This window comes from Mesorhizobium sp. M1B.F.Ca.ET.045.04.1.1 (assembly GCF_003952465.1).
In the GTDB taxonomy this organism is placed as follows: Bacteria; Pseudomonadota; Alphaproteobacteria; order Rhizobiales; family Rhizobiaceae; genus Mesorhizobium; species Mesorhizobium shonense.
Genome location: NZ_CP034448.1, coordinates 4965539 through 4987143, shown reverse-complemented (window position 1 = coordinate 4987143; position 21605 = coordinate 4965539). Strand labels below are relative to the sequence as shown.

Genomic DNA, 21605 nt, shown 5'->3' with positions numbered 1-21605 from the left:
ACAGAAGGCTCGAACATGTCGATAAAGAAGAACGGTGTTGACCAGCAGCTGATCCGAGATCTGGCGGGCATACTGAACGACACCAACCTGACCGAGATCGAGGTCGAGCTCGGCGACCTGAAGGTGCGCGTGTCGCGCCAGTCGCAGGCCGTCCATGCGGTTGCCGCGCCGCTTCCTATCCCGGCCGCGACGGCGGTTGCCGCGCCGGCCCAATCGGCAGTGGCTGGGGCGGTAGCAGACCCTTCCAAGAACGCGGTGCCCTCGCCGATGGTCGGCACTGCCTATCTGGCGCCCTCGCCCGACGCCAAGCCGTTCGTCGAGATCGGCCAGAAGGTGAAGGAAGGCCAGACGCTGCTCATCATCGAAGCGATGAAGACGATGAACCAGATCCCGTCGCCGCGTGGCGGAACGGTAACGGCGATCCTGATCGAGGACGCCCAACCGGTCGAATACGGCATGCCGCTCGTGGTCATCGAGTAGAGCCGGGAACAGCGGCAGATGTTCCAGAAGATCCTCATCGCCAATCGCGGCGAAATCGCACTCCGGGTGCTGCGCGCCTGCAAGGAGCTCGGCATCCAGACGGTGGTTGTCCATTCGACGGCCGATTCCGACGCCATGCATGTGCGGCTTGCCGACGAGAGCGTCTGCATCGGCCCGCCGCCGTCGCGCGAAAGCTATCTCAACATCCACCAGATCGTCGCCGCCTGCGAGATCACCGGCGCCGACGCCGTGCATCCGGGTTACGGCTTCCTGTCGGAAAACGCCAAGTTCGCCGACATCCTCGCCGCCCACAACATCACCTTCATCGGCCCCTCGGGCGACCATATCCGCATCATGGGCGACAAGATCGAGGCCAAGCGCACGGCAAAGCGCCTCGGCATCCCGGTCGTGCCTGGTTCCGATGGCGCGATCAGCGACGAGAAGGAAGCAAAGCGCGTCGCCGCCGAGATCGGCTATCCGGTGATCATCAAGGCTTCGGCCGGCGGCGGCGGCCGCGGCATGAAGGTGGCGCGCACGGAGGCCGATCTCGAGGTGGCGCTGCAGACGGCAAAGTCGGAAGCCGGCGCCGCCTTCGGCGACGACGCCGTCTACATCGAGAAATATCTGGAAAAGCCGCGCCATATCGAATTGCAGGTGTTCGGCGACGGCGCCGGCCGCGGCGTGCATTTCGGCGAGCGCGACTGTTCGCTGCAGCGCCGCCACCAGAAGGTCTGGGAAGAAGCCAACTCCCCCGCTCTCAATGCCGAGGAGCGAGCCCGAATCGGCGGCATCTGCGCCAAGGCGATCGCCGATCTCGGCTATTCCGGCGCCGGCACCATCGAATTCCTCTACGAGAACGGCGAGTTCTATTTCATCGAGATGAACACCCGCCTGCAGGTCGAGCATCCGGTGACGGAAGCGATCACCGGCATCGATCTAGTGCACGAGCAGATCCGCGTCGCCTCCGGCGGCGGGCTGTCGGTCAGGCAGGAAGACATCAAGTTCAACGGCCACGCCATCGAGTGCCGCATCAATGCCGAGGACCCGCGCACCTTCACGCCTTCACCCGGCACGATCACGCATTTCCACACGCCGGGCGGCCTCGGCATCCGTGTCGATTCGGGAGTCTATTCCGGCTACAGGATCCCGCCCTATTACGACAGCCTGATCGGCAAGCTGATCGTGCATGGGCGCAACCGGGTCGAATGCATGATGCGGCTGCGACGCGCGCTCGACGAGTTCGTCGTCGACGGCATCAAGACGACGCTGCCGCTGTTCCGCGACCTGGTCGGCAATCCGGACATCGCCAATGGCGACTACGACATCCACTGGCTGGAGGAATATTTGGCCAAGGCCGATTAGAGTCTATCGATATTCAGGTGATGCCGGCCTGCAAATAGCGGCTTCCTGCGCTTCCGGCCTTCGCCGGCCGAAGCGCTCATGAGTAGCGTAGCAGTTAATTAAGGCTACGGCCGGCGTAGGCCGGTACTCACGTGCGTTAAAAGCGCATCGCTCTGAAACAGATTCAGGCGACGCGCTTCAAATGTTGTTTTGATGCGTGTCGTTCTCCCAAAACCGCTGCGCACTTTTGAGCGACATGCGTTGTGGTGTTGCGGTTATAATGGCGCAATGACTCGTCCCTACGCGCCCGGCTACCGCATCCCGACCGACCTGCTGCTGAAAGCCTATGCTTCGGGCGTATTCCCGATGGCTGAGAGCGCGAACGACCCGGAAGTGTTCTGGGTGCGGCCGGAAACGCGCGGCATCATCCCGCTAGACGGCTTCCACACGCCGCGCAGCCTGAAGAAGACGATCCGCAGGCACCCGTTCGACATCCGCTACGATTTCGACTTCGAGGCGACGATCGACGGCTGCGCCGAAAAGCGCGACGAGCGGCGCTCGACCTGGATCAATGCCCCGATCCGCGAAGCCTATATCGATCTCTACCGGCTGGGCCACTGCCATTCCGTCGAGGCGTGGCGCGCGGGCCGGCTGGTCGGCGGCCTCTATGGCGTTTCGCTCGGGCGCGTGTTCTTCGGCGAAAGCATGTTCGCCCGGGAAACCGACGCCTCGAAGACCTGCCTCTACTATCTCGTCGAGCGGTTGAACGAACGCCGCTTCGCGCTGCTCGATACGCAGTTCACCACGGAGCACCTCAAGCGCTTCGGCGCCATCGACGTGCCGCGCAGCCGCTATGAGAAGATGCTGGCCGAGGCCTTGAAGGGCGAGGCGACGTTTTATCCCTGAGCCTCAGCTCCTGCATCGATCGGTGTCTGCGCATGGAACATCATCTTCCAGCCGTCGGCGCGATGGACATAGCCGGTGCTGACAAGAGCGGCATAGGGCTCGCCGTTTTCCCGTGTCGCGCGTGCCTCGTAGGTCAGCATGATGATATCGCTGCCGGGTTCGACCATGCCCTTCAGCCTGATGTCGAGATTGCGCCAGCGGTTGGGCTTGCCTGCGGTCTTGGCCAATTCGGTATTGGTCATTCTCTTTGCCATCTCTGGAAAGGCCACCAGGCACTCCGCATCGGCATTGGCCGCGAAGTACGCGGAATCGCCCGTCCAGAAACCTTTCTCGAGATCCAGAAGCTCTTGCTTGCTGGCGGTGATCGGCCTCGTCTTGCCCATAGCAGAATCCTCCTGCGCCTGTCGTCGATTGGAACGGACAACAGAGGGGCAGGTTCCGATAGGATCAGTTCGTGTCGGTGGTGTCGTCGCCCGAGCTAGGATCGGCCGCGTCGGGAGCAGTACCAGTCGGCTCGGGCGCAGCTTCGGCCGGCTGATCCTGCGCAGGCGCCTTCGGCTTGGCGTTCGTCTTCGGCTTGCCCGTATCGGCCTTCGCGGCGGTTGGCGGCGGCACGTCAGACTTCTGCTTGCAGGCCTTCAGCCAGACGTCATAGACGGCATGCTCGACGGCGTTGAGGCCGGGGCTTTCGGCGAACATCCAGCCGGTGAAGATGCGGCGGATCTTGCGGTCGAGCGTGATCTCGTCGACCTCGACGAAGGAATCGGTCTTCGGCTGCTCCGTCTCCGGCCGCGAGTAGCAGACGCGCGGCGTCACCTGCAGGGCACCGAACTGCACCGTCTCGTCGATATAGACGTCGAAGGTGATGATGCGCCCGGTGATCTTGTCGATGCCGGCGAATTCGGCCACCGGATTGGTGACGCGGTCGGAGGTCGGCGGCGGCGCAGGCGCCTGCGCGGCGGCGAACACGGCAGTCGAGGCTGTCAGAACCGAAGCTGCTGCGAACAATCCCGTCGAGATACGGCTTGCAATCTTTGCCCGCAATTCCGGACGGAAAACCGCTACGCACTTTTCCTGGAATTGCTCGAAAATGCTCATGCAAGGATACCGGTGGTTGCGCCCGGGTGATTCTCTCAATCGCCCAAGGCTAGTCATGGCTGCGATATCAGCAAGCAGCTAAACGCCAATTGTGGCGACAAAGGACCGAAAAACGCGTTTACGAACCGGGAGTCCAAGCGTCGTAATCGCCAGTCACCTGCGGGCGGTGCTGGTTGGTCAAGATGGAACCCTGCGGGCGATAGGCGCCGGGCGTTCCGGTCAGGTTCGGCCGATGCGGCTTCTGCCACTCACGGGCCTTATAGCTCTCGCTCGGCGGAGGCGTGTCGACCCGATGATGGATCCAACCATGCCAACCCGGAGGGATCTTCGAAGCTTCGGAATAGTCGCGATAGATGACCCAGCGGCGGGTGCGGCCTTCCGAATCGACGCCGCCTTCATAGTAGACGTTGCCGGTCTCGTCCTCGCCGACCTTCTTGCCGAATCGCCAGGTGTGGAAGCGCGTGCCCAGCGTCTGGCTGTTCCACCAGGTGAAAAATTGCAGCAGGAAAGTCTTCATCCAGATCCTCGTGGCGGCAGCGGCCGCGCTGTTTCCTGCTTATGGCGTCAGGCCATCGCGAAGGCAAGAGTTTTGCCGCGCCGCACGATGTAAATGCTTCGTGCGCTAAAGCGCGTCGCGCTGAAATCGATTCAGGCGGCGCGCTTTAGTTTTGTTCTTATGCATGTCGTTTCGCAAAACCGCTGCGAACTTTTGCGCGACATGCATTAAATCGATACACGCGCGGAGATGTCGCCACCTCGGCTTGCCAAGCGTTGCCTGGGTTTCTAAAGCTCGCACGCGCCCATCAAGCGGGCATCCGGCCCGCGCCGGTCGAGGAGGTGACGATTGGCCCCAGAACGATCCACCGGCAATCGGATCGGCGCCGAAGACATCCGTCGCCGCAAGGGTGGCGTGCCGATCGTCTGTCTCACGGCCTATACCTATCCGGTAGCCCGCATGCTCGATGCGCATGTCGACCTGCTTTTGGTCGGCGACAGCGTCGCCATGGTGCTGCATGGCCATCCCACGACGCTCGGCGCCTCGCTTGAGATGATGATCGCGCATGGACAAGCGGTAATGCGCGGCTCGACAAAAGCCTGTGTCGTCGTCGATATGCCGGCGGGCAGCTACGAGGCCTCGGCGGCGGAGGCCGTTGCCTCGGCTCGACGAATTGTCGAGGAAACCGGCTGCCAGGCGGTGAAACTCGAGGGCGGCGTCGACGTGGCCGAACAGATCGCGGCCATCGTCGCCGAAGGCATCCCGGTCATGGGCCATATTGGCCTGCAACCGCAATCCGTGGAAAAAGACGGCGGCTACAAGATCAAGGGCCGGACCGAGGAAAACATCGCCGCTCTGTTTCGTGACGCCGAAGCGGTCGAAAAGGCCGGCGCCTTCTCGGTCGTCATCGAAGGCACGGTGGAGGCAGTGGCCTCGGACATCACCCGCCATATCGCCATTCCAACCATCGGCATCGGCGCCAGCGGCGACTGCGACGGCCAGATCCTGGTCATCGACGACATGATCGGCATGACCGTCGACCGCGTGCCGAAATTCGTCAAGGAATACGCACACCTGCGCGATACAATTTCGGATGCGGCGGCGCGTTACGCCGCCGAAGTGCGCGGCCGCGCATTTCCGGGACCGGACCACGTCTTTTCGGCGACATCGGGCAAGGACAAGGTATGAGTGGGCCAATCGTTGTCGACAGCGTCGCAGCACTTCGCGCGCAAATCCGGGACTGGCGCCAAGACGGTCAGACGATCGCCATGGTGCCAACCATGGGCGCCCTGCATGACGGCCACATCTCTTTGATCAGGGTCGCGCTCGAAAAGGCCGAGCGCTGCGTCGTCTCGATCTTCGTCAATCCGACCCAGTTCGCGCCGACAGAGGACCTGGATAAGTATCCACGCCAGCTCGTCCGCGATCTCGACCGGTTGCGGGAAGCGGGCGCGCATCTCGCCTTCACACCAGGCGTGACGGAAATGTATCCGGCGGGCTTTGCCACCAAAATCTCGGTGGGCGGCCCCTCTTCCGGCCTGGAAACGGATTTCAGGCCGACCTTCTTCGACGGTGTCGCCACGGTGGTGACCAAGCTTTTCCTGCAGGCGGCACCCGATTGCGCCGTGTTCGGCGAGAAGGATTATCAGCAGCTTTGCGTCGTCAGGCAGCTTTGCCGAGATCTCGATCTGCCGGTCGAGATCATCGGCGCGCCGACCGTGCGCGACCCGCACGGTCTCGCCATGTCGTCGCGCAACGCCTATCTCAGCGAGGTCGAACTTGGCGTCGCGCGCAAGCTCAACTTGGTCTTGCGTCAAACCGCTGCGAAACTGGCCTCCGGCGGGGATGAGGCAAGTGCTGTGGGCGAGGCCGCGGAAGCGCTCGTCCGGGCGGGCTTTCGAAAGGTCGATTACGTCGCCGCACGCGAAGCCGTGACGCTCGGCCCCCGGCGGCAGGATCGCGGCGGACGCCTGCTCGCCGCGGTCTGGCTCGGGACGACCAGGCTGATCGACAATATCGAGATTTCCCCCGCCTGATCGGGGTTTACTGGTCGGCGATGCCGAGCTTGGCCTTGACCAATTCGTTGACCGCCTGCGGGTTCGCCTTGCCGCCGGTCGCCTTCATCACCTGGCCGACGAACCAGCCCGCCATTGTCGGCTTGGCGCGCGCCTGCTCGGCCTTGTCCGGATTGGCGGCGATGACCTCGTCGACCGCCTTCTCGATGGCGCCGGTATCGGTCACCTGCTTCATGCCGCGGCTTTCGACCAGCTGACGCGGATCGCCGCCTTCGTTCCAGACGATTTCGAACAGGTCCTTGGCGATCTTGCCGGAGATCGTGCCTTCCTTGATCAGGTCGATGACGGCACCAAGCTGCTCAGGCGAAACCGGGGCGCTTTCGATATCTTTTCCGGCCTTGTTGAGAGCACCCAACAGGTCGTTGATAACCCAGTTGGCGGCAAGCTTGCCATCGCGCCCGGCCGCCACCTTCTCGAAATAGTCGGCAACCGGCTTCTCCGACACCAGCACCGATGCGTCGTAGGTCGAGAGGCCGAGCGACCCGATCAGGCGCGCCTTTTTGTCGTCGGGCAGTTCCGGCAGATGCTGCGCCAAGGCCTCGACATAGGCCTGGTCGAACTCCAGCGGCAGAAGGTCGGGGTCCGGGAAATAGCGGTAGTCATGCGCCTCTTCCTTGGAGCGCATCGAGCGCGTCTCGCCCTTGTTGGCATCGAACAGCCTTGTCTCCTGCTCGATCGCGCCGCCGTCCTCCAGGATGGCGACCTGCCGGCGGGCTTCGGACTCGATGGCCTGGCCGATGAAGCGGATCGAATTGACGTTCTTGATCTCGCAACGCGTGCCGAAGGCGCCGCCGGGACGGCGCACCGAGACGTTGACGTCGGCGCGCAGCGAACCTTCGTCCATGTTGCCGTCGCAAGTGCCGAGATAGCGCATGATGGTGCGCAGCTTGCTGACATAGGCCTTGGCCTCGTCGGCGGAGCGCATGTCGGGCTTGGAGACGATCTCCATCAGCGCCACGCCGGAGCGGTTGAGATCGACATAGGACATGGTCGGATGCTGGTCGTGCATCGACTTGCCGGCATCCTGCTCCAGATGCAGCCGTTCGATGCCGACCTCGATGTCCTCGAACTCGCCCTGCCGGTCGGGCCCGACGGAGACGATCACCTTGCCCTCGCCGACGATCGGCTGCTTGTACTGCGAGATCTGATAGCCCTGCGGCAGATCCGGATAAAAGTAGTTCTTCCGGTCGAAGACGGACTTGTGATTGATCTCGGCCTTCAAGCCCAGCCCGGTGCGGATCGCCTGCTTGACGCATTCCTCGTTGATCACCGGCAGCATGCCGGGCATCGCCGCGTCGACCAGGCTGACATTGGCGTTGGGCGCGGCGCCGAAGGAGGTCGAAGCGCCGGAGAAGAGCTTTGCCTCGGACGTCACTTGCGCATGCACTTCAAGCCCGATGATGATCTCCCAGTCGCCAGTGGCGCCGGAGATCAGGCGTTTCGGGTCGGGCGTGCGGGTATCGATGATGCTCATTGAGGCCTACAGACTTAGAATTCTCGTATATGCATGAGACGCATATTTTGGTGTGCAACTTCGCTAGTGCAAACCGCCCGGCGAGACAAGCGCAAAGCCGCATGCTGGCCTTTTCCGCCGCCTTCGCCTATAGGAAATCCATCCCAATGGAGAGTGGATGTCCACTTACTCTCAGTCCCGGTAAGGCCCTGGCCTCCTAGCGAGGCAGGGCGACAAAACCTGAAACCCCGTGCCGCGGTTTCGCGGCGGCGGCTTTTGTTGTTTTCCCGGGAATTCTCCAATGGACATTTCGCGCAACGAACAGCGCATCCTGCATCTGCTCGCGCAAGGCGGGCGCATCGAAATCGAAAAGAACGACAGCAAGAAGATCGCTTCGGTCCAATGCCTGACCCGCGACGGCTGGCATTATCCGGGCCTCGACCTGAACCTCTTTCGAAAGCTAAGGCGGAAGAAGGCCGTATCTTCGTCAGCCGGCGGACCCTACCGCATCACCAGACGCGGGCTGGAACTCGTCCGCGCCGAGCTCGACAACAGATAGAGGCTTGCATGCCCCGGTTCCGCCGGCCGGCAGTGGCCGGCGGTTCCCTCGCCCGCCTCAAGCGGTGGCGATATAGGCCCGGATCTCCTCGGCCTCGCGCTCGACGTCCTCGATGCGGCGCTTGACCACGTCGCCGATCGAGACGATGCCGTCGAGCATACCGTCCTTCTCCACCGGAAGATGGCGGAAGCGACCCTTGGTCATGATCTCCATGACCTCGTTGACCGTGTGGTTCTCATTGCAGATCTTGACCTTGGGAGTCATGGCCGAACGCACCGCGATATCGAGCGCTGCCGCCCCTTCCCTGGCGAGCACCCGCACGATGTCGCGTTCCGAGAGGATGCCGACGATCTTGCGGTCGCCGTTGGTGATGACAAGCGCGCCGATCCTGTTTTCGGTCAGCATCCGGATGGCTTCGCTCAGCTTTTCGTTAGGCCCGAGCGTGAACACATCATGGCCTTTTTGCTCGAGAATTGCCTTCACAGTCATGGCGTCCTCCTATGCCTTGCCTGCCGGCTCCTGCCCTGACCGGCATTCACGTTCCGGTGAACATCGTGCGCCGTGATTCGTTGCATTTCAAGTGCGGCGGGGCTCACGCCACCTGCTCGGGGCGGTCGAAAAAGCGCAGGCCGAAGAAGCCGGCGACAAAGCCACCGATATGGGCCTCCCAGGCGATCTGGCCGTCGATACCCGGCGCGAAGCCGAGCAAGCCGGTGGCGAGGTTGATCGCCATCCAGACGCCGAGGAAGGTCATGACGCCGCGCAAGCGCAAAACGATTGCGATCGGCAGCGGCTCGCCGGCGAAGGCAGCCCGGCCGGACGAGCGGTCGATGCGGAAGCCATAGCGCGCCGCCGCCCCCATCATACCCGAGATCGCACCCGAGGCGCCGACGAGCGGCATCTCGCCATACGGGTGCATTGCCCAGAACAGCGCAACCGAAGCCAGCCCGGTCGCGGCGTAGAACACTGCAAAGCGGGTTGCGCCCAGACGATTGGCAAGCGGCGAGCCGAAAGCGGCGAGCCAGATCATGTTGATGGCAATATGGGCAAAACCCCCATGCATGAAGGCATAGGTGAAAGGGCGCGTGAACAGGAACCAGTCGAAGCCGTACTGGCCGGTGTAGAGCACCGGAATGAAGGCTCCATCGTAGAGCAGCGTCATTTGCTGCGTGTCGTTCAGCACATATTGCTGCAGCAGGAAGACGATCGCGCAGATCCCGATCACCGCCAGCACGATCGGCGGCAGGTTGAACACCGGCTCGCGACGCGGCTCCGGCGCCTCTTCGTCCTGCTGTGGTTCGGGTTCTGTCGGGTTTACCGGCTCGCTCATGCGCCCCTTGCAATTGGCTGGAGACTCGATTGTCGGGCGAGCATGTAGTTCACGCCCGATCGAATCACAAACCGCGAATCGACCCAAGCAGAATCAGATGGGCTCGAATCAGAAGGAGGGCGAATCAAAAGAAAGCCGTCCAGGGTTTCCCCTGAACGGCCGGTCGAGTCCCCTGCTCCCCCTAAACCCTTTGACTGAAGTGCTGCCGATCGCTGCTGAAACGACCGTTTTGGAGTGATTTTTGGTGTGCCACAGGCCCCAACGCCGCGCAATGTAAACCACTTCTTAACCTTAACGGCCTCGACCCGTGAACAAACGTTAACGATGCTGGCACGCATCCTGCTCCGCACCGCATGAAGGTCATCGGAGGGCGCCCTGTCTGTTCGCCGATGGGACAACAAAAAAGACAGATTGCTCGGAGCGGAATGGAATGAATCAGAACGGATCAATCACGCTGTTCCAATATTGGAACCAGCTCCGTGATGGCCGCCCTGCCCCGAAGCGCTCGGAAGTCGAGCCGGCGGACATCAAGTCGCTTTTGGCGGACACGTTCATCCTGGAGCGCGACACACGCGGCGAAGCCGTGTTCCGGCTGGCCGGCACCAGGCTCTGCGCCTGTTACGGCCGCGAGCTCAAGGGCTTCTCCTTCCCCTCGCTTTGGCGCGAGAAAGACCAGCGGCTGATGTCGCGGCTCATTCACGGCGTTTTCGATCAGAAATCGGTCCTGCTTTTGACCTATGAAGGATTCAGCCGAAACGGCCGTTCCAACAAGTTCGAACTGCTTGCGCTGCCGCTGGACGGGGGCGTCGAAAGCCCGCGCTGTCTCGGCATCGTCAGCGCCGCGGAAAGACCGTTCTGGCTGGGTGCCGACCCGCTCGCCGATGCGCTGATCGACGCGATCAGGGTCATCGATCCCGACAAGGAGCCGATGTTCCTGAAAAACCGGCCCGCGATCGACGTTCCGTCGCTCGTTCCGACTGAGTTCGACGCGCCCGAGACCGTCTCGGCGCTCGGCCGCGTGCGCCGGATCCGGCACCTTGTCGTCTTCGACGGCGGGCGCAACGAGTAAGGCGGATCTCGAAGCTTGTTCGCCCCTGATCGGACCTCGCTTTTTGCCTTGCGCGAACGTGCGATCCCAAGCCATTTAGGACCGGCTTTTTCCCCTTTGTTAACCTGCCTTGCTGTAGCTTTTTCCGGCGAAGTTCCGCGCAACGTCGCGTGGGATGCCAACGGGGTGTAGGCAGTCATGAGGTCAGCGGCGGTAGAATACGCGCCGTCCCGAGCAGAGCGGCGCAATTTCCAGCGCGTCCGGGTGAAGATATACGGACGCTTCATGCTGGAGGACCGCACAGAGCATGCGTGCCAGGTGATCGACATGTCGCCCGGCAATGTCGCCTTGCGCACCGATCGCGTCGGCATGCCCGGCGAAAAGGTCATTGCCTATATCGACCATATCGGTCGCATCGAAGGCATCGTGACACGGACCTCGCAGGACGGTTTCGCCATGACCGTCATCGCTTCCGACCGCAAGAAGGACAAGCTTGCCGCGCAGCTCACCTGGCTCGCCAACAAACATGAGCTGGACCTGCCGGAAGACCGCCGCCATGAGCGCGTCGCGCCGCGCAATCCGATGAGCGTGCTGCAGCTTACCGACGGGCGCCAATATCAGTGCCGCATCATCGACCTGTCGCTTTCGGGCGCGGCGATCGAGATCGACGTCAAGCCGGCGATCGGCGTGCAGGTCATGCTGGGGACGATGCGCGGCCAGGTGGTGCGTCATTTCGAGGATGGCGTCGCCATCGAATTCGCCGTCATTCAGCGGCCGGAAACTTTGGATTCGGAATTCAACGCGCCGCGGTCCTGACCGGTACCAAATCACGCAAGCCCCAAACCGGCCCGCCGCGGCCGGTTTTTCGTTGGCCAGACCGGCTCCTTTTCGCAGGCGGGCGGCATGTCGAAACGCCGAGAAGCGGGAGGGCGCGCGCGCGGCGAAACCTCAACAATCCGAAATCGAGATAGTTCAAATTTTATATTTATTCTACGGGCGTTTTACTCAATATCTACTTCGGGTTTTTGCGTCAAATAAATCCCAACGTGGCACAGTCTCTCTCAAACGGGGAGACTACCATAATGAAAATGAAGAGGGGCAAGCTGTTGCTCTTGGCAATGGCGATGCAGCTTTCCGCGTGGGGCACGGCAAGCGCAGGGCCGGTATTCATGCATACGGGGGGCCGCACCACCCAGCCGGTCGGCCACTACGAATTCTGCGAGCGCATCCCTGTCGAATGCAACGAGCGGACGCCGAAAGGGTCTCCGGTCGAGTTGACCCGCAAGCTGTGGGCGACGATCATCAACATCAACAATTCGGTGAACACCCGCGTCAAGCCGCGCACCGATATGGAGATCTACGGGGTCGAGGAATACTGGGCCTATCCCGGCAACGGCTATGGCGACTGCGAGGACTATGCGCTGGAGAAGCGCCGCGAGCTGATGGCCGTAGGCGTTCCCGCCGGCGACCTGTTGATGACGGTCGTGCGCCAGCCGAACGGCGACGGCCACGCGGTGCTGACGGTGCGCACCAGCCTTGGCGAATTCATCCTCGACAACCTCGAGCCGAAAGTGCTCGCCTGGAATGACACGGTCTACACCTACCTCAAACGTCAATCGAGCGAGAATTCCGGCGTTTGGGTAACGATCAACGACGGCCGCGAGGACGCCGTCGCTAGCGTCCGCTAAGGGCGCAACCAAAAAGCCCGGTCGAGTCCCCACCCTCCCCGTCCCCAACGACCGGGTTTTAGGAGCCGGCCCTGTCCCCGGGCCGGCTCCGCCATTTCTGGCGATGCCTATCGAGGGAACCAGCCGACAGGCCTTCCTGATTGCGGTGGTTAGGCGCAATATGGCCATTCATTTCGGATGGAAGGCGATGCTGGAAATCCCTGAGGATCGCTGCGAGCGCCACCGACTGTTCAAGGCCATAGACGACGCCTTCAAGGCGGGCGACTTCGAGGCCCTTGCCAAGGCGCTCGGCGGCTCGGCGCGCTGGTTCGATGAGCGGATGCCGTTCGAGCTCGGCCTTGGCCATCCACTGGAATACGCGATCTATTGGAGTCCGACGGCTTTCATCTCGACGCTGCTCGATGCCGGCTCGAATCCGAACTACGACGATCAGGCCGGCTTTCCTTCGATCATTGCGGCGCTATCGACCGAACGGCCGGACAGGCTGGAAGTCGTCCGGTTCCTGCTGGAACATGGCGCCGACCCGAACATGCGCGGCGTCAACGATTGGACGCCACTGCACTATGCGGTGTCGCTGCGCGACGCCGAGGCGATCCGACTGCTCTTGGCATCGGGCGCGGATCCGTCGCTCAGAACCCGCATCGATGATTATGAAACCGCCCTCGAAGGCGCCGACCAGGCCGGCTTCGAAGCAGGGGCGTCGCTCCTGCGCGATGCGATATCCGGGCGCGGCTGAGCCGACGGCAAAGCCGCGGCTGGGCCGACGGCAAAGCCGCGGCTGAGCCGACGGCAAAGCCGCGGTTTAACCGACGGCAAGCCGTGACGCGAAACCCCGGCCGTCTCGCTCTCAAGCCTGCTTCAATCCAGCCTTGAAGCGTTTGCCGTTGGCGACATAATGCGCAGCCGAGACGCGCAGCCTCTCGATCGCCGCCTCGTCCAGCACCCGTATCACCTTGGCGGGCGAACCGACGATCAGGGAATTGTCCGGAAAAACCTTGTTTTCGGTCACCAGGGCGCCGGCGCCGACCAGCGAATTATTGCCGATCCTGGCGCCGTTGAGCACGATGGCGCCCATGCCGATCAGGCTGTTGTCGCCGATCGTGCAGCCATGCAGCAGCGCTCGATGACCGATGGTGCAGCCCTGCCCAATGGTGAGCGGGTAGCCCGGATCGGTGTGCATGATCGTATGTTCCTGGACATTGGTATCGGCGCCGATCGCAATCGGCTCCCCGTCGCCGCGGATGACGACACCGAACCAGAAGCCGGCATTGCGGCCTATCCTGATATTGCCGATCAGCGTGGCGTCCGGCGCGATCCAATTCGTCTCGACATCGTCGAATCTCGGCGCTTTCCCGTCGATCGCGTAGATTGGCATTTTCGTCTCCGATTCGTTTCAAGCCGGGAAATCAGCCGAACCTAAAGCATGTCTCCCGGAAGTGTGCAGCGGTTTCGGGACAGAGACATGCTTAAAATCAAAGACCTAACGACCGGTCGCCCAGGAGGCAACGGTGATCAGCACAATGCCGAGCGCCAGCGCCCAGGCCACGGCCGTGCAGCCGCAGGAAAGCAGCGCCAGCGTGCCGATGCGCCCCTCGCGCCGGGCAGCCAGCGCATCATTGGTGAGCATGAACGGGCCGGCGCAAGCAGTCGCCGCGAGCGAGCGCGCAATATGGGCGGGCGACACATAGGGCTCAGCAAAGGCCAGCCGGCGGCCGCAGACGATTTCCATGGCCGAGCCAGCCAGGCCGCAGGCCGTGAGGCCGACCGCAAAAGCGTAGAGAGGGAGCAACATCGGATCCATCTTTACCAACCATTTACCATGAAATCGCACAGTCGTGCCGACGCGCTGCAAGAGCCATGCCGTGCGCGCTGTGCCACCTGAGGACAGGTGAGCGGATCGGGGATCGCGATGAGAGAGGCAGCCGCCGACAGCCCGGACTTCGAGGTCGTCGACTCGACCTTCATGAAGCGGGTCTTTTACGCCTTCGCGGCGCTGGCCCTGCTTTCGGTGGCCATCAGCGTCGGCGGCAAATGGCTTGGCCGGTCGATCGCCATGGCCGGCTATACCGACGACACCACCGGCCGCCAGGTCGTCATGGGCAACAATGTGATCAGCGTGCCGGCCAACTTCATCCGCTTCGACCAGGCCAGGCGCGACGGTATCGCATCGCGCCTCGACCTGTATCTGCGCTATCCCGAGATGGACGGCTACAGCACCGCCGCGCGCGACGACTTCAACCACGCCACGACCAAGAAGATCATCTTCCTGTCGTTCGAGCCGCGGATGATGTCGCGCGACATGAGCGGCCGCTTCGCGCCGATCTACAGCGCCCTGATCGTCAAGCAGGGCACGCTCGGCCCGAGCGGGACGACGCTCTACGGCTTCACGGAGAAATCCGGCTATCTCAACGAAGTGCTGGCGGTTGCCGACCGGCCGGGCAAAGACCCGTTCGTCGCCCGCTGCCTGAGCGGACCGAGCGCCGAGGAACCGCTGGCGCCGTGCGAGCGCGACATCCAGGTCGGCGACGATCTCAGCCTCACCTACCGTTTCCCGCGCGAACTCCTCGGAAATTGGCAGGCGCTCGACGCCGCGATCGCCACCAAGGTGGCAGGCATCCTGAAGACGGGACACTGAGTCGCTCCGCCGGAGCAGTGTGCCCGCTGCCTGCTGTGTCCCTTTCCAACGGCTAGAGCCGGATGATTTCAGGTCGAACCGACCTGAAATCTGAATCCGGCTCTAAATCAAAGAGATAGAGCATGATGCCGAAAACCGCTTCACACTTTTCGGCATCATGCTCTAGCCTGGCTCAAGATATCGGCACGACGGGCGCCAAATACGGTCTGGCATCGGACTGACAGGGCGCGCTAATGGTCAATCATGATGCCAGACTATCTCGCTTTCGATCCCGCCAGCCGCCGCCTGCGGCTCGGCCCGCACACGCCAGCCTTCGTGCAAAACCCCTATGAGGCCTATGCCTTCCTGCACGGCGTCTCGAACGCCTTCTTCTGGGAAGACTACGGCTTCTGGTGTTTTGGCGGCTTCGACGACGTCAACGGCCTGTTGCGCGACCGCCGCTTCGGCCGCCAGAGTCCAGCCGGCGTGCCCGACAGCCGCGGCGTCGGCGACGACCGCTCGCATCTCACCGCTTTCGACGGCATCGAAGCCAATTCGATGCTGGAACTCGAGCCGCCCGTACACACCAGATTGAGGACGCTGGTCAATCGCGCCTTCGTCTCGCGCCAGGTCGAACGGCTGCGGCCTCGCATCGAGGTGCTGGCCAATGAGCTGATCGATCGTTTCGAGCCGGGCAGCGTCGATCTTCTGCCCGCCTACGCCACGCCTTTGCCGATCACCATCATCGCCGAGATGCTTGGCGTTCCGGTCAAGATGGGGCCGCAACTGCTCGACTGGTCACACCGGATGGTCGCCATGTACATGCACGGCCGCACCCGCGAGACCGAGGAGACGGCGAACTGTGCGGCGCGCGACTTTTCCGACTTCCTGCACGGCTACGTGGCCGAGCGGCGCAAGAAGCCTGGCGACGACCTGCTTTCGCTACTGATCGAGGCGCAGGACAACGGCCAAAAACTTTCCGAGGACGAGCTGGTTTCCTCGGCGATCCTCTTGCTCAATGCCGGCCACGAAGCAACCGTGCACCAGACCGGCAATGCGGTGCGCTCGATCCTGGCGCAAGGCGGCGATCCCCGCCGCTTCTTCGAGACGCCGGAGAGAAACGCCGCGACGGTCGAGGAATGCCTGCGCTATGACGCGCCGCTGCACATGTTCCTGCGCTATGCCTATGAGGAAATCGAAGTGGCGCCGGGCATTCTGCTGAAGCCCGGCGACAAGATCGCGCTGTTGCTCGGCATGGCCAATCACGACCCGTTGGTGTTTGCCGCGCCCGCCATGTTCAACCCGGCGCGCACGGATCAGAAGAACGTCTCCTTCGGCGCCGGCATCCATTTCTGCATCGGCGCGCCGCTGGCCAGGCTCGAGCTGCAGATGTCATTGAAAACGCTGTTCGAGCGGCTGCCGGAACTGCGGCTGGCTGTGGAGCCGCGCTTCCGTGACACTTATCACTTCCATGGGCTGGAGAGGCTGGCGTCGGTGTTTTGAGTTGAAGCCTGCCCAACTTCGTCATCCTTGGGCGTAGCGACACGGAGCGGAGCGGAGACCCGAGGATCCATTGCGTGACCTTGGTCAAAGGATGCAGCGGAGCAGAATTCTGCATCGCTGCAACGCTTCAAAGTCACAGAATGGATCCTCGGGTCTGCGCTGCGTCGCTACGCTCCTTGCTCCGCCCGTGGATGACGAAACGATAAACGCCTCGGCCAATCTCGAACGTATTCAACACAGGAACCGGAGGCGCTTCAGAGCCGGATCACATATTCCTTGCGGGTGGTCTCGATCACTTCCCAGGTGCCCTTGAAGCCCGGCCGTAGTACGAAGCTGTCGCCGGCCCTCACGGTGCGGGCCTCGCCGCCGTCCTCGGCAATCACCGAAACGCCGGACAGGATGTGGCAGAATTCCCACTCGTCATAGACGATGCGCCACTTGCCGGGCGTCGCTTCCCAGATGCCGGCATAGAGGCCGCCATCGCGCTCCTCGACATTCCAGGTGCGGAATTTCGGATCGCCGGAGATCACGCGATCCGGGGCCGGCGCGCCGGCCTCCGGCTCGACGGCTTCGGTATTGACCGCGAGAAAGGCGGACATCGCGCTCAGACCTTGCTCAGCGCCTGTTCCAGATCGGCGACGATGTCGTTGACGTCCTCGATGCCGATCGACAGGCGGACCGTGTCCGGCCCGGCGCCGGCCTTGATCTTCTGCTCGTCGGAAAGCTGGCGGTGCGTTGTCGAGGCGGGGTGGATGACCAGCGACTTGGTGTCGCCGACATTGGCGAGGTGCGAGAACAGTTCCAGCGCCTCGACGAATTTGACGCCGGCCTCGTAGCCGCCCTTGAGGCCGAAGGTGAACACCGCGCCCGCGCCCTGCGGCGAGTATTTCTTCTGCAGCGCGTTGTTCTTGTCGCTCGGCAGTCCGGGATAGTTCACCCACGCGACTTTCGGATGGTTCGAAAGCCAGGCCGCGACGCTCACTGCGTTGTCGCAATGGCGCTGCATGCGCAGCGGCAAGGTTTCCAGGCCGGTCAGGATCAGGAACGCGTTGAAAGGCGAGATCGCCGGGCCGATGTCGCGCAGGCCGAGCACGCGCGCGGCGATCGCAAAGGCGAAGTTCCCAAAAGTCTCGTGCAGGACGAGGCCGCCATATTCGGGGCGCGGTTCCGACAGCATCGGATATTTGCCGGACTTGGACCAGTCGAAAGTGCCGCCGTCGACGATGGCGCCGCCGATCGAATTGCCGTGGCCGCCGATGAACTTGGTCAGCGAATGCACCACGATGTCGGCACCGTGCTCGATCGGCCGCACCAGATAGGGCGAGGCCAGGGTGTTGTCGACGATCAGCGGCAGGCCGTGCCTGCGGGCGATGTCGCCGATCTTCTCGATGTCGACGAAGATGCCGCCCGGGTTCGCGAGGCTCTCGATGAAGATCGCCTTGGTCCTGTCGTCGATCTGGCTCTCGAAGGTCGAGATGTCGTTGGTGTCGGCCCAGCGCACCTGCCAGTCGAAATTCTTGAAGGCGTGGCCGAACTGGTTGATCGAGCCGCCATAGAGTTTTGTGGCGGATACGAAATTGTCGCCCGGCCGCATCAGATTGTGGAAGACCAGCACCTGCGCGGCGTGGCCCGAGGCGACGGCAAGTGCGGCCGTGCCGCCTTCGAGCGCGGCTATGCGCTCCTCGAGAACCGCCTGCGTCGGGTTCATGATGCGGGTGTATATGTTGCCGAATGCCTTCAGCCCGAACAGCGAGGCGGCATGGTCGGCGTCATCGAAGACGTAGGAGGTAGTCTGGTAGATCGGCGTGGCGCGTGCGCCCGTCGCCGGATCGGGCTTGGCGCCGGCATGGACGGCGAGCGTGTTGAAACCGGGCGTACGGGTCATCGAGACCTCCCTCCAAATCTTTCGAAAATCGCCGGGCATTCTTGGCGAAGCGCGGTCATGAATGCAAAGAAGAAAATACCTTTCGGCGCACGATTTGCGGCGAGCGCCGGGGAAAATCCAATTCTTCCCGGAATAAATTTGCACAGCCGAAGGTTGGCTTATTTTTGCCGCACGCCGAAACTCTGGAAGCCCTGCCGCATCAAAGGCTTCTTCGACGACAGCACGCCGGAATTGACGCCGGTCCAGCCGATCTCGCCCGACAGCTTGCCGTATTCGATCTTCGGGCAGCGGTTCATCACGACCTTGATGCCGGCTGCCTCGGCGCGCGCGGCCGCCTCATCATGGCGCACGCCAAGCTGCATCCAGACGACCTTCGGCAGCGGATCGAGCTTCAGCACCTGGTCGACGATGCCCGGTATGGCTGCCGAACCGCGAAACATGTCGACCATGTCGACCGGATGCGGCAGGTCGGCAAGGCTGGCATAGACGGTGCGGCCCAGGATCTCCTTGCCGGCATGACCCGGGTTGATCGGAAACATCGAAAAGCCTTTGGCCAAAAGGTATTTCAGCACGAAATAGCTCGGCCGCACGTCGTTGGGCGAAGCGCCGACCATGGCGATCGTCTTCACCGAGTTGAGGATGCCGGCGATGTAGGTGTTGTCGTAGGTGTCGTGATTCATGGCTCGTCCTCATACAGCGCTTCGGCGAGAAAGGCAGCCGGATCGCTGCAGAAGTCGCGCATCATGCGAAAATGATCGGTGTCCTGAAAGTCGACCGGGTCCAGGCCGAAGCGGCTGATGCGGAAGAGTCGCGCGTTCGGACAGGCCATCAGCAGCGGCGAATGCGTCGCCATAATCACCTGCGCGGTCCCGGATCGCTCCATCCGCTGAAGCAGCTTCAACAATTCGATCTGGCGCGTCGGAGACAGCGCACTTTCGGGCTCGTCGAGAATGTAGATGCCCTGGCGGCGGCAGCGCTCCTCGAAGAAGCGGATGAAGCCTTCGCCATGCGACCATGACAGGAAATCCGGTGGTGCAGCGCCAACATCCAGCGCCGAACGATCGAGATAGCGGGCTACGGAGTAAAAGGATTCGGCGCGAAAGAACCAGCCCGCGGTGACCTTCGGAAGCCAATGGGCACGTAGTGCCCGAGCCAGCGCCGCGCCGCTCTTGTCGACGGCGCCGGAATGATCGACAGGCATGTAGCCTTTGCCGCCCCCGGCCTCGTCATAGCCGGCCAGCGCGCCGATGGCTTCGAGCAGCGTCGATTTGCCGGTGCCGTTCTCGCCGACGACAACGGTGATGGCCGACGCAAATTCGAACTCGAATTCGCGCTCCTTAAAGATTGGCAGGTTCCAGGGATATTGGTCCCAGTCCGCGACCCGCGACGGCTCAAGCAGGATGCGCCTGAGATAGGGCGCCTTCAGCCGCGTCGGTTGCTTGCGGGCAGCCACGTCGGACCTTCAACGATGGAAAAGCGCAGCTCCATCCCGGACCAGCTATTCGTCTGTCCATTCCGGCTTGCGCTTGCCGATGAAGGCGCCGATGCCTTCCTCGGCGTCGCGTGCCAGCATGTTTTCCACCATCACGCGGCCGGTATAAGCGTAGGCGTCGGCCAACCCCATCTCGGCCTGCGCATAAAACGCTTCCTTGCCGGTCTTGACGACGAAAGACGATTTGGAAGCAATGGTTTGGGCGTATTTGTTGACAACCTGATTCAGATATTCGCGCGGCACGATCCGGTTGACGAGACCGAATTCCTTGGCCGTCGCCGCATCGATCGTCTCGCCGGTGAGCAGCATTTCCATCGCCTGCTTGTGCGAGACGTTGCGCGACAGCGCCACCATCGGCGTCGAGCAAAACAAGCCGATGTTGACGCCGGGCGTGCAGAAGGTCGCCTCATGCGAGGCAATCGCAAGGTCGCAGCTGGCGACGAGCTGGAGGCCGGCGGCGGTGGCCAGGCCGTCGACCTCGGCGATCACCGGCTTCGGATGGCGCACGATCGTCTGCATCAGGCTCGCGCAAGCAGCAAAGGTCTTTTCGAAGAAGGCTCTGCCGCGATCGGCATCGGCGCGGTGCGCGGTCATTTCCTTGAGGTCGTGGCCAGCGCAAAACACTTTTCCGGACGCCGCCAGAATGATCACGCGAACGGACTTGTCGGCCTTTACGCGGTCGAATTCTGCCTGCAACGCCGCCATCGTTGCCAGGGAGAGCGCGTTGGCCGGCGGGCTGGCGAGCGTCAAGCGCAGCACGGCCTTCTCCTGGCTGACGAGAACGGGGCCGTCGGCGGCGGCGGGCTTGATGGCGACAACTTCAGCCACTTCTAAAACCTCTCTCGATCGGCGTCCGCGGCTCATGGAGCAACAGAACTAGCACGCTGCCGGTTGAAGAACAGCCGCGAGACGTGTTTTCTCCGTCGCACCGTTTGGTCCAGGCGCCCGCGCCTGGAACTTCCCCGTATATAGGAGTCGCGCATGGCCGCTCAAAGCAATCTGAAGCCGGTGCTCACCGCGGCGGAGGTCAACGCGCTGATGGCAAGCGTCTATCCGCAGCTCAACGACCAGTTCTCTTTCTACGAAGCAACAGAGGTGTTTCCGGGCGGTTGCACGGTTCGGCTCAACGCCGACGAGCGGCATCTGCGCCCGGGGGCACCGTCTCCGGCCCCTCGCTGTTCACGCTGGCCGATATCGGCGGCTATGTCTGCGTGCTGAGCCACGCCGGGCCGGATGCGCTTTCGGTGACCACCAACCTCAACATCAATTTTGTCCGCAAGGCAGAGGCCGGACCGATCGACGGCCATTGCCGGATCCTGAAGCTCGGAAAGAGCCTGATGGTATTCGACATCGACATCGTCGCCGGACCGGACAAGCACACCGTGGCGCATGCGACAGGCACCTATTCGATACCGCCGAAGCGAACCAGTGATGCGGTAAATAATACCGCCTTTCTATCCGATTGTTTTTGCTTAATTTTCAGCGCCGGATGGCTTTTAAGTCGCCTTGACGCATTTGGCGCCCTCGCCTATAAGCCCTCGCGAAGCAGCGGTCCGCAACGGCCGCCGTTTTTGTTATTGGCGGATGGTTCCGGCCGCTCCGTTAATTCAAGCAACAAAAAACGCCTTTCCTTGTCT

The 21605-nt window shown here is 62.5% G+C and carries 25 protein-coding genes and 1 pseudogene; 13 read left to right on the top strand and 13 right to left on the bottom strand.

What is annotated here, in order from left to right:
• Positions 1-15: 15 nt before the first annotated feature.
• The 3 genes from accB to aat all read left to right on the top strand — a co-directional run bounded on the left by accB (position 16) and on the right by aat (position 2727).
• Positions 16-480, top strand: a complete 465-nt coding sequence (accB, locus tag EJ071_RS24605) for an acetyl-CoA carboxylase biotin carboxyl carrier protein (RefSeq protein ID WP_126100186.1) — start codon at positions 16-18, stop codon at positions 478-480.
• An 18-nt stretch (positions 481-498) separates the two neighbouring features.
• Positions 499-1842, top strand: a complete 1344-nt coding sequence (gene accC / locus EJ071_RS24600) for an acetyl-CoA carboxylase biotin carboxylase subunit (protein ID WP_126100185.1) — start codon at positions 499-501, stop codon at positions 1840-1842.
• A 267-nt stretch (positions 1843-2109) separates the two neighbouring features.
• On the top strand, positions 2110-2727 hold the full coding sequence (gene aat, locus EJ071_RS24595; RefSeq protein WP_126100184.1) for a leucyl/phenylalanyl-tRNA--protein transferase: 618 nt from the start codon (positions 2110-2112) through the stop codon (positions 2725-2727).
• Here the strand turns inward: aat and EJ071_RS24590 are convergent.
• The 3 genes from EJ071_RS24590 to EJ071_RS24580 all read right to left on the bottom strand — a co-directional run bounded on the left by EJ071_RS24590 (position 2718) and on the right by EJ071_RS24580 (position 4342).
• Positions 2718-3110, bottom strand: coding sequence for a hypothetical protein (locus EJ071_RS24590; RefSeq protein ID WP_126100183.1), 393 nt, complete (start codon positions 3108-3110; stop codon positions 2718-2720). The two genes, aat and EJ071_RS24590, sit on opposite strands and share 10 nt — an antisense overlap.
• Positions 3111-3174: 64 nt before the next feature.
• Positions 3175-3825, bottom strand: coding sequence for a DUF2155 domain-containing protein (locus EJ071_RS24585; protein WP_245459965.1), 651 nt, complete (start codon positions 3823-3825; stop codon positions 3175-3177).
• A 118-nt stretch (positions 3826-3943) separates the two neighbouring features.
• Positions 3944-4342 (bottom strand): NADH:ubiquinone oxidoreductase subunit NDUFA12, encoded by a 399-nt coding sequence (locus EJ071_RS24580; protein WP_126100182.1) that lies wholly within the window; start codon positions 4340-4342, stop codon positions 3944-3946.
• A gap of 327 nt (positions 4343-4669) precedes the next feature.
• On the opposite strand from EJ071_RS24580, the gene panB reads away from it, so the two are divergent.
• The gene (gene panB / locus EJ071_RS24575) at positions 4670-5509 is read left to right on the top strand and encodes a 3-methyl-2-oxobutanoate hydroxymethyltransferase (RefSeq protein ID WP_126100181.1); all 840 of its coding nucleotides are present in this window, start codon (positions 4670-4672) and stop codon (positions 5507-5509) included.
• Positions 5506-6357: a pantoate--beta-alanine ligase gene (panC, locus tag EJ071_RS24570; protein WP_126100180.1), complete on the top strand. Its 852-nt coding sequence runs from the start codon at positions 5506-5508 to the stop codon at positions 6355-6357. The genes panB and panC overlap by 4 nt, the downstream gene beginning before the upstream one ends.
• A gap of 7 nt (positions 6358-6364) precedes the next feature.
• On the opposite strand, the gene gatB is transcribed toward panC, so the two are convergent.
• On the bottom strand, positions 6365-7870 hold the full coding sequence (gene gatB, locus EJ071_RS24565) for an Asp-tRNA(Asn)/Glu-tRNA(Gln) amidotransferase subunit GatB (RefSeq protein WP_126100179.1): 1506 nt from the start codon (positions 7868-7870) through the stop codon (positions 6365-6367).
• 280 nt (positions 7871-8150) lie between these two features.
• Between gatB and EJ071_RS24560 the strand changes: the two genes are divergently transcribed.
• On the top strand, positions 8151-8408 hold the full coding sequence (locus EJ071_RS24560) for a YjhX family toxin (protein WP_126100178.1): 258 nt from the start codon (positions 8151-8153) through the stop codon (positions 8406-8408).
• Positions 8409-8465: 57 nt separating this feature from the next.
• Here the strand turns inward: EJ071_RS24560 and EJ071_RS24555 are convergent, their stop codons facing one another.
• A complete protein-coding gene (locus tag EJ071_RS24555; protein ID WP_126100177.1) occupies positions 8466-8897 on the bottom strand; it encodes a CBS domain-containing protein in 432 nt (143 codons plus the stop codon).
• A 103-nt stretch (positions 8898-9000) separates the two neighbouring features.
• Positions 9001-9738, bottom strand: coding sequence for a rhomboid family intramembrane serine protease (locus EJ071_RS24550; RefSeq protein WP_126100176.1), 738 nt, complete (start codon positions 9736-9738; stop codon positions 9001-9003).
• Positions 9739-10168: 430 nt separating this feature from the next.
• On the opposite strand from EJ071_RS24550, the gene EJ071_RS24545 reads away from it, so the two are divergent.
• From EJ071_RS24545 to EJ071_RS24530, 4 genes are all read left to right on the top strand, one after another.
• Entirely contained in the window at positions 10169-10807 is a 639-nt protein-coding gene (locus EJ071_RS24545; protein ID WP_126100175.1) for a PAS domain-containing protein, read from the top strand.
• Between the two features lie 177 nt (positions 10808-10984).
• Positions 10985-11602 carry a PilZ domain-containing protein gene (locus tag EJ071_RS24540; protein ID WP_126100174.1) on the top strand — a complete coding sequence of 206 codons (618 nt, stop codon included), beginning with the start codon at positions 10985-10987 and terminating at the stop codon, positions 11600-11602.
• Between the two features lie 266 nt (positions 11603-11868).
• Positions 11869-12474, top strand: a complete 606-nt coding sequence (locus EJ071_RS24535; RefSeq protein WP_126100173.1) for a transglutaminase-like cysteine peptidase — start codon at positions 11869-11871, stop codon at positions 12472-12474.
• Between the two features lie 160 nt (positions 12475-12634).
• The gene (locus tag EJ071_RS24530) at positions 12635-13210 is read left to right on the top strand and encodes an ankyrin repeat domain-containing protein (protein ID WP_245459964.1); all 576 of its coding nucleotides are present in this window, start codon (positions 12635-12637) and stop codon (positions 13208-13210) included.
• A gap of 111 nt (positions 13211-13321) precedes the next feature.
• Here the strand turns inward: EJ071_RS24530 and EJ071_RS24525 are convergent, their stop codons facing one another.
• Complete coding sequence (locus EJ071_RS24525; protein WP_126100171.1) at positions 13322-13849, bottom strand: gamma carbonic anhydrase family protein; 528 nt, start codon at positions 13847-13849, stop codon at positions 13322-13324.
• A 105-nt stretch (positions 13850-13954) separates the two neighbouring features.
• Positions 13955-14275, bottom strand: a complete 321-nt coding sequence (locus EJ071_RS24520) for a hypothetical protein (protein ID WP_126100170.1) — start codon at positions 14273-14275, stop codon at positions 13955-13957.
• 108 nt (positions 14276-14383) lie between these two features.
• On the opposite strand from EJ071_RS24520, the gene EJ071_RS24515 reads away from it, so the two are divergent.
• Together EJ071_RS24515 and EJ071_RS24510 are read left to right on the top strand one after the other, a co-directional pair.
• A complete protein-coding gene (locus EJ071_RS24515; protein ID WP_126100169.1) occupies positions 14384-15109 on the top strand; it encodes a hypothetical protein in 726 nt (241 codons plus the stop codon).
• A 243-nt stretch (positions 15110-15352) separates the two neighbouring features.
• A complete protein-coding gene (locus tag EJ071_RS24510; RefSeq protein WP_126100168.1) occupies positions 15353-16591 on the top strand; it encodes a cytochrome P450 in 1239 nt (412 codons plus the stop codon).
• A 254-nt stretch (positions 16592-16845) separates the two neighbouring features.
• Here the strand turns inward: EJ071_RS24510 and EJ071_RS24505 are convergent, their stop codons facing one another.
• The 5 genes from EJ071_RS24505 to EJ071_RS24485 all read right to left on the bottom strand — a co-directional run bounded on the left by EJ071_RS24505 (position 16846) and on the right by EJ071_RS24485 (position 20796).
• Positions 16846-17190, bottom strand: coding sequence for a cupin domain-containing protein (locus EJ071_RS24505; RefSeq protein WP_126100167.1), 345 nt, complete (start codon positions 17188-17190; stop codon positions 16846-16848).
• Between the two features lie 5 nt (positions 17191-17195).
• Positions 17196-18476, bottom strand: a complete 1281-nt coding sequence (locus EJ071_RS24500) for an O-acetylhomoserine aminocarboxypropyltransferase (RefSeq protein ID WP_126100166.1) — start codon at positions 18474-18476, stop codon at positions 17196-17198.
• A 158-nt stretch (positions 18477-18634) separates the two neighbouring features.
• Complete coding sequence (locus EJ071_RS24495) at positions 18635-19156, bottom strand: CoA-binding protein (protein ID WP_126100165.1); 522 nt, start codon at positions 19154-19156, stop codon at positions 18635-18637.
• Positions 19153-19929, bottom strand: a complete 777-nt coding sequence (locus EJ071_RS24490; RefSeq protein ID WP_126100164.1) for an AAA family ATPase — start codon at positions 19927-19929, stop codon at positions 19153-19155. Before EJ071_RS24490 ends, EJ071_RS24495 begins: the two co-directional genes overlap by 4 nt.
• A 45-nt stretch (positions 19930-19974) precedes the next feature.
• On the bottom strand, positions 19975-20796 hold the full coding sequence (locus EJ071_RS24485; RefSeq protein ID WP_126100163.1) for an enoyl-CoA hydratase: 822 nt from the start codon (positions 20794-20796) through the stop codon (positions 19975-19977).
• Between the two features lie 153 nt (positions 20797-20949).
• Here EJ071_RS24485 and EJ071_RS24480 point away from each other — a divergent pair.
• Positions 20950-21392: pseudogene (locus EJ071_RS24480) on the top strand (PaaI family thioesterase); the annotation flags it as partial.
• Positions 21393-21605: the final 213 nt, after the last annotated feature.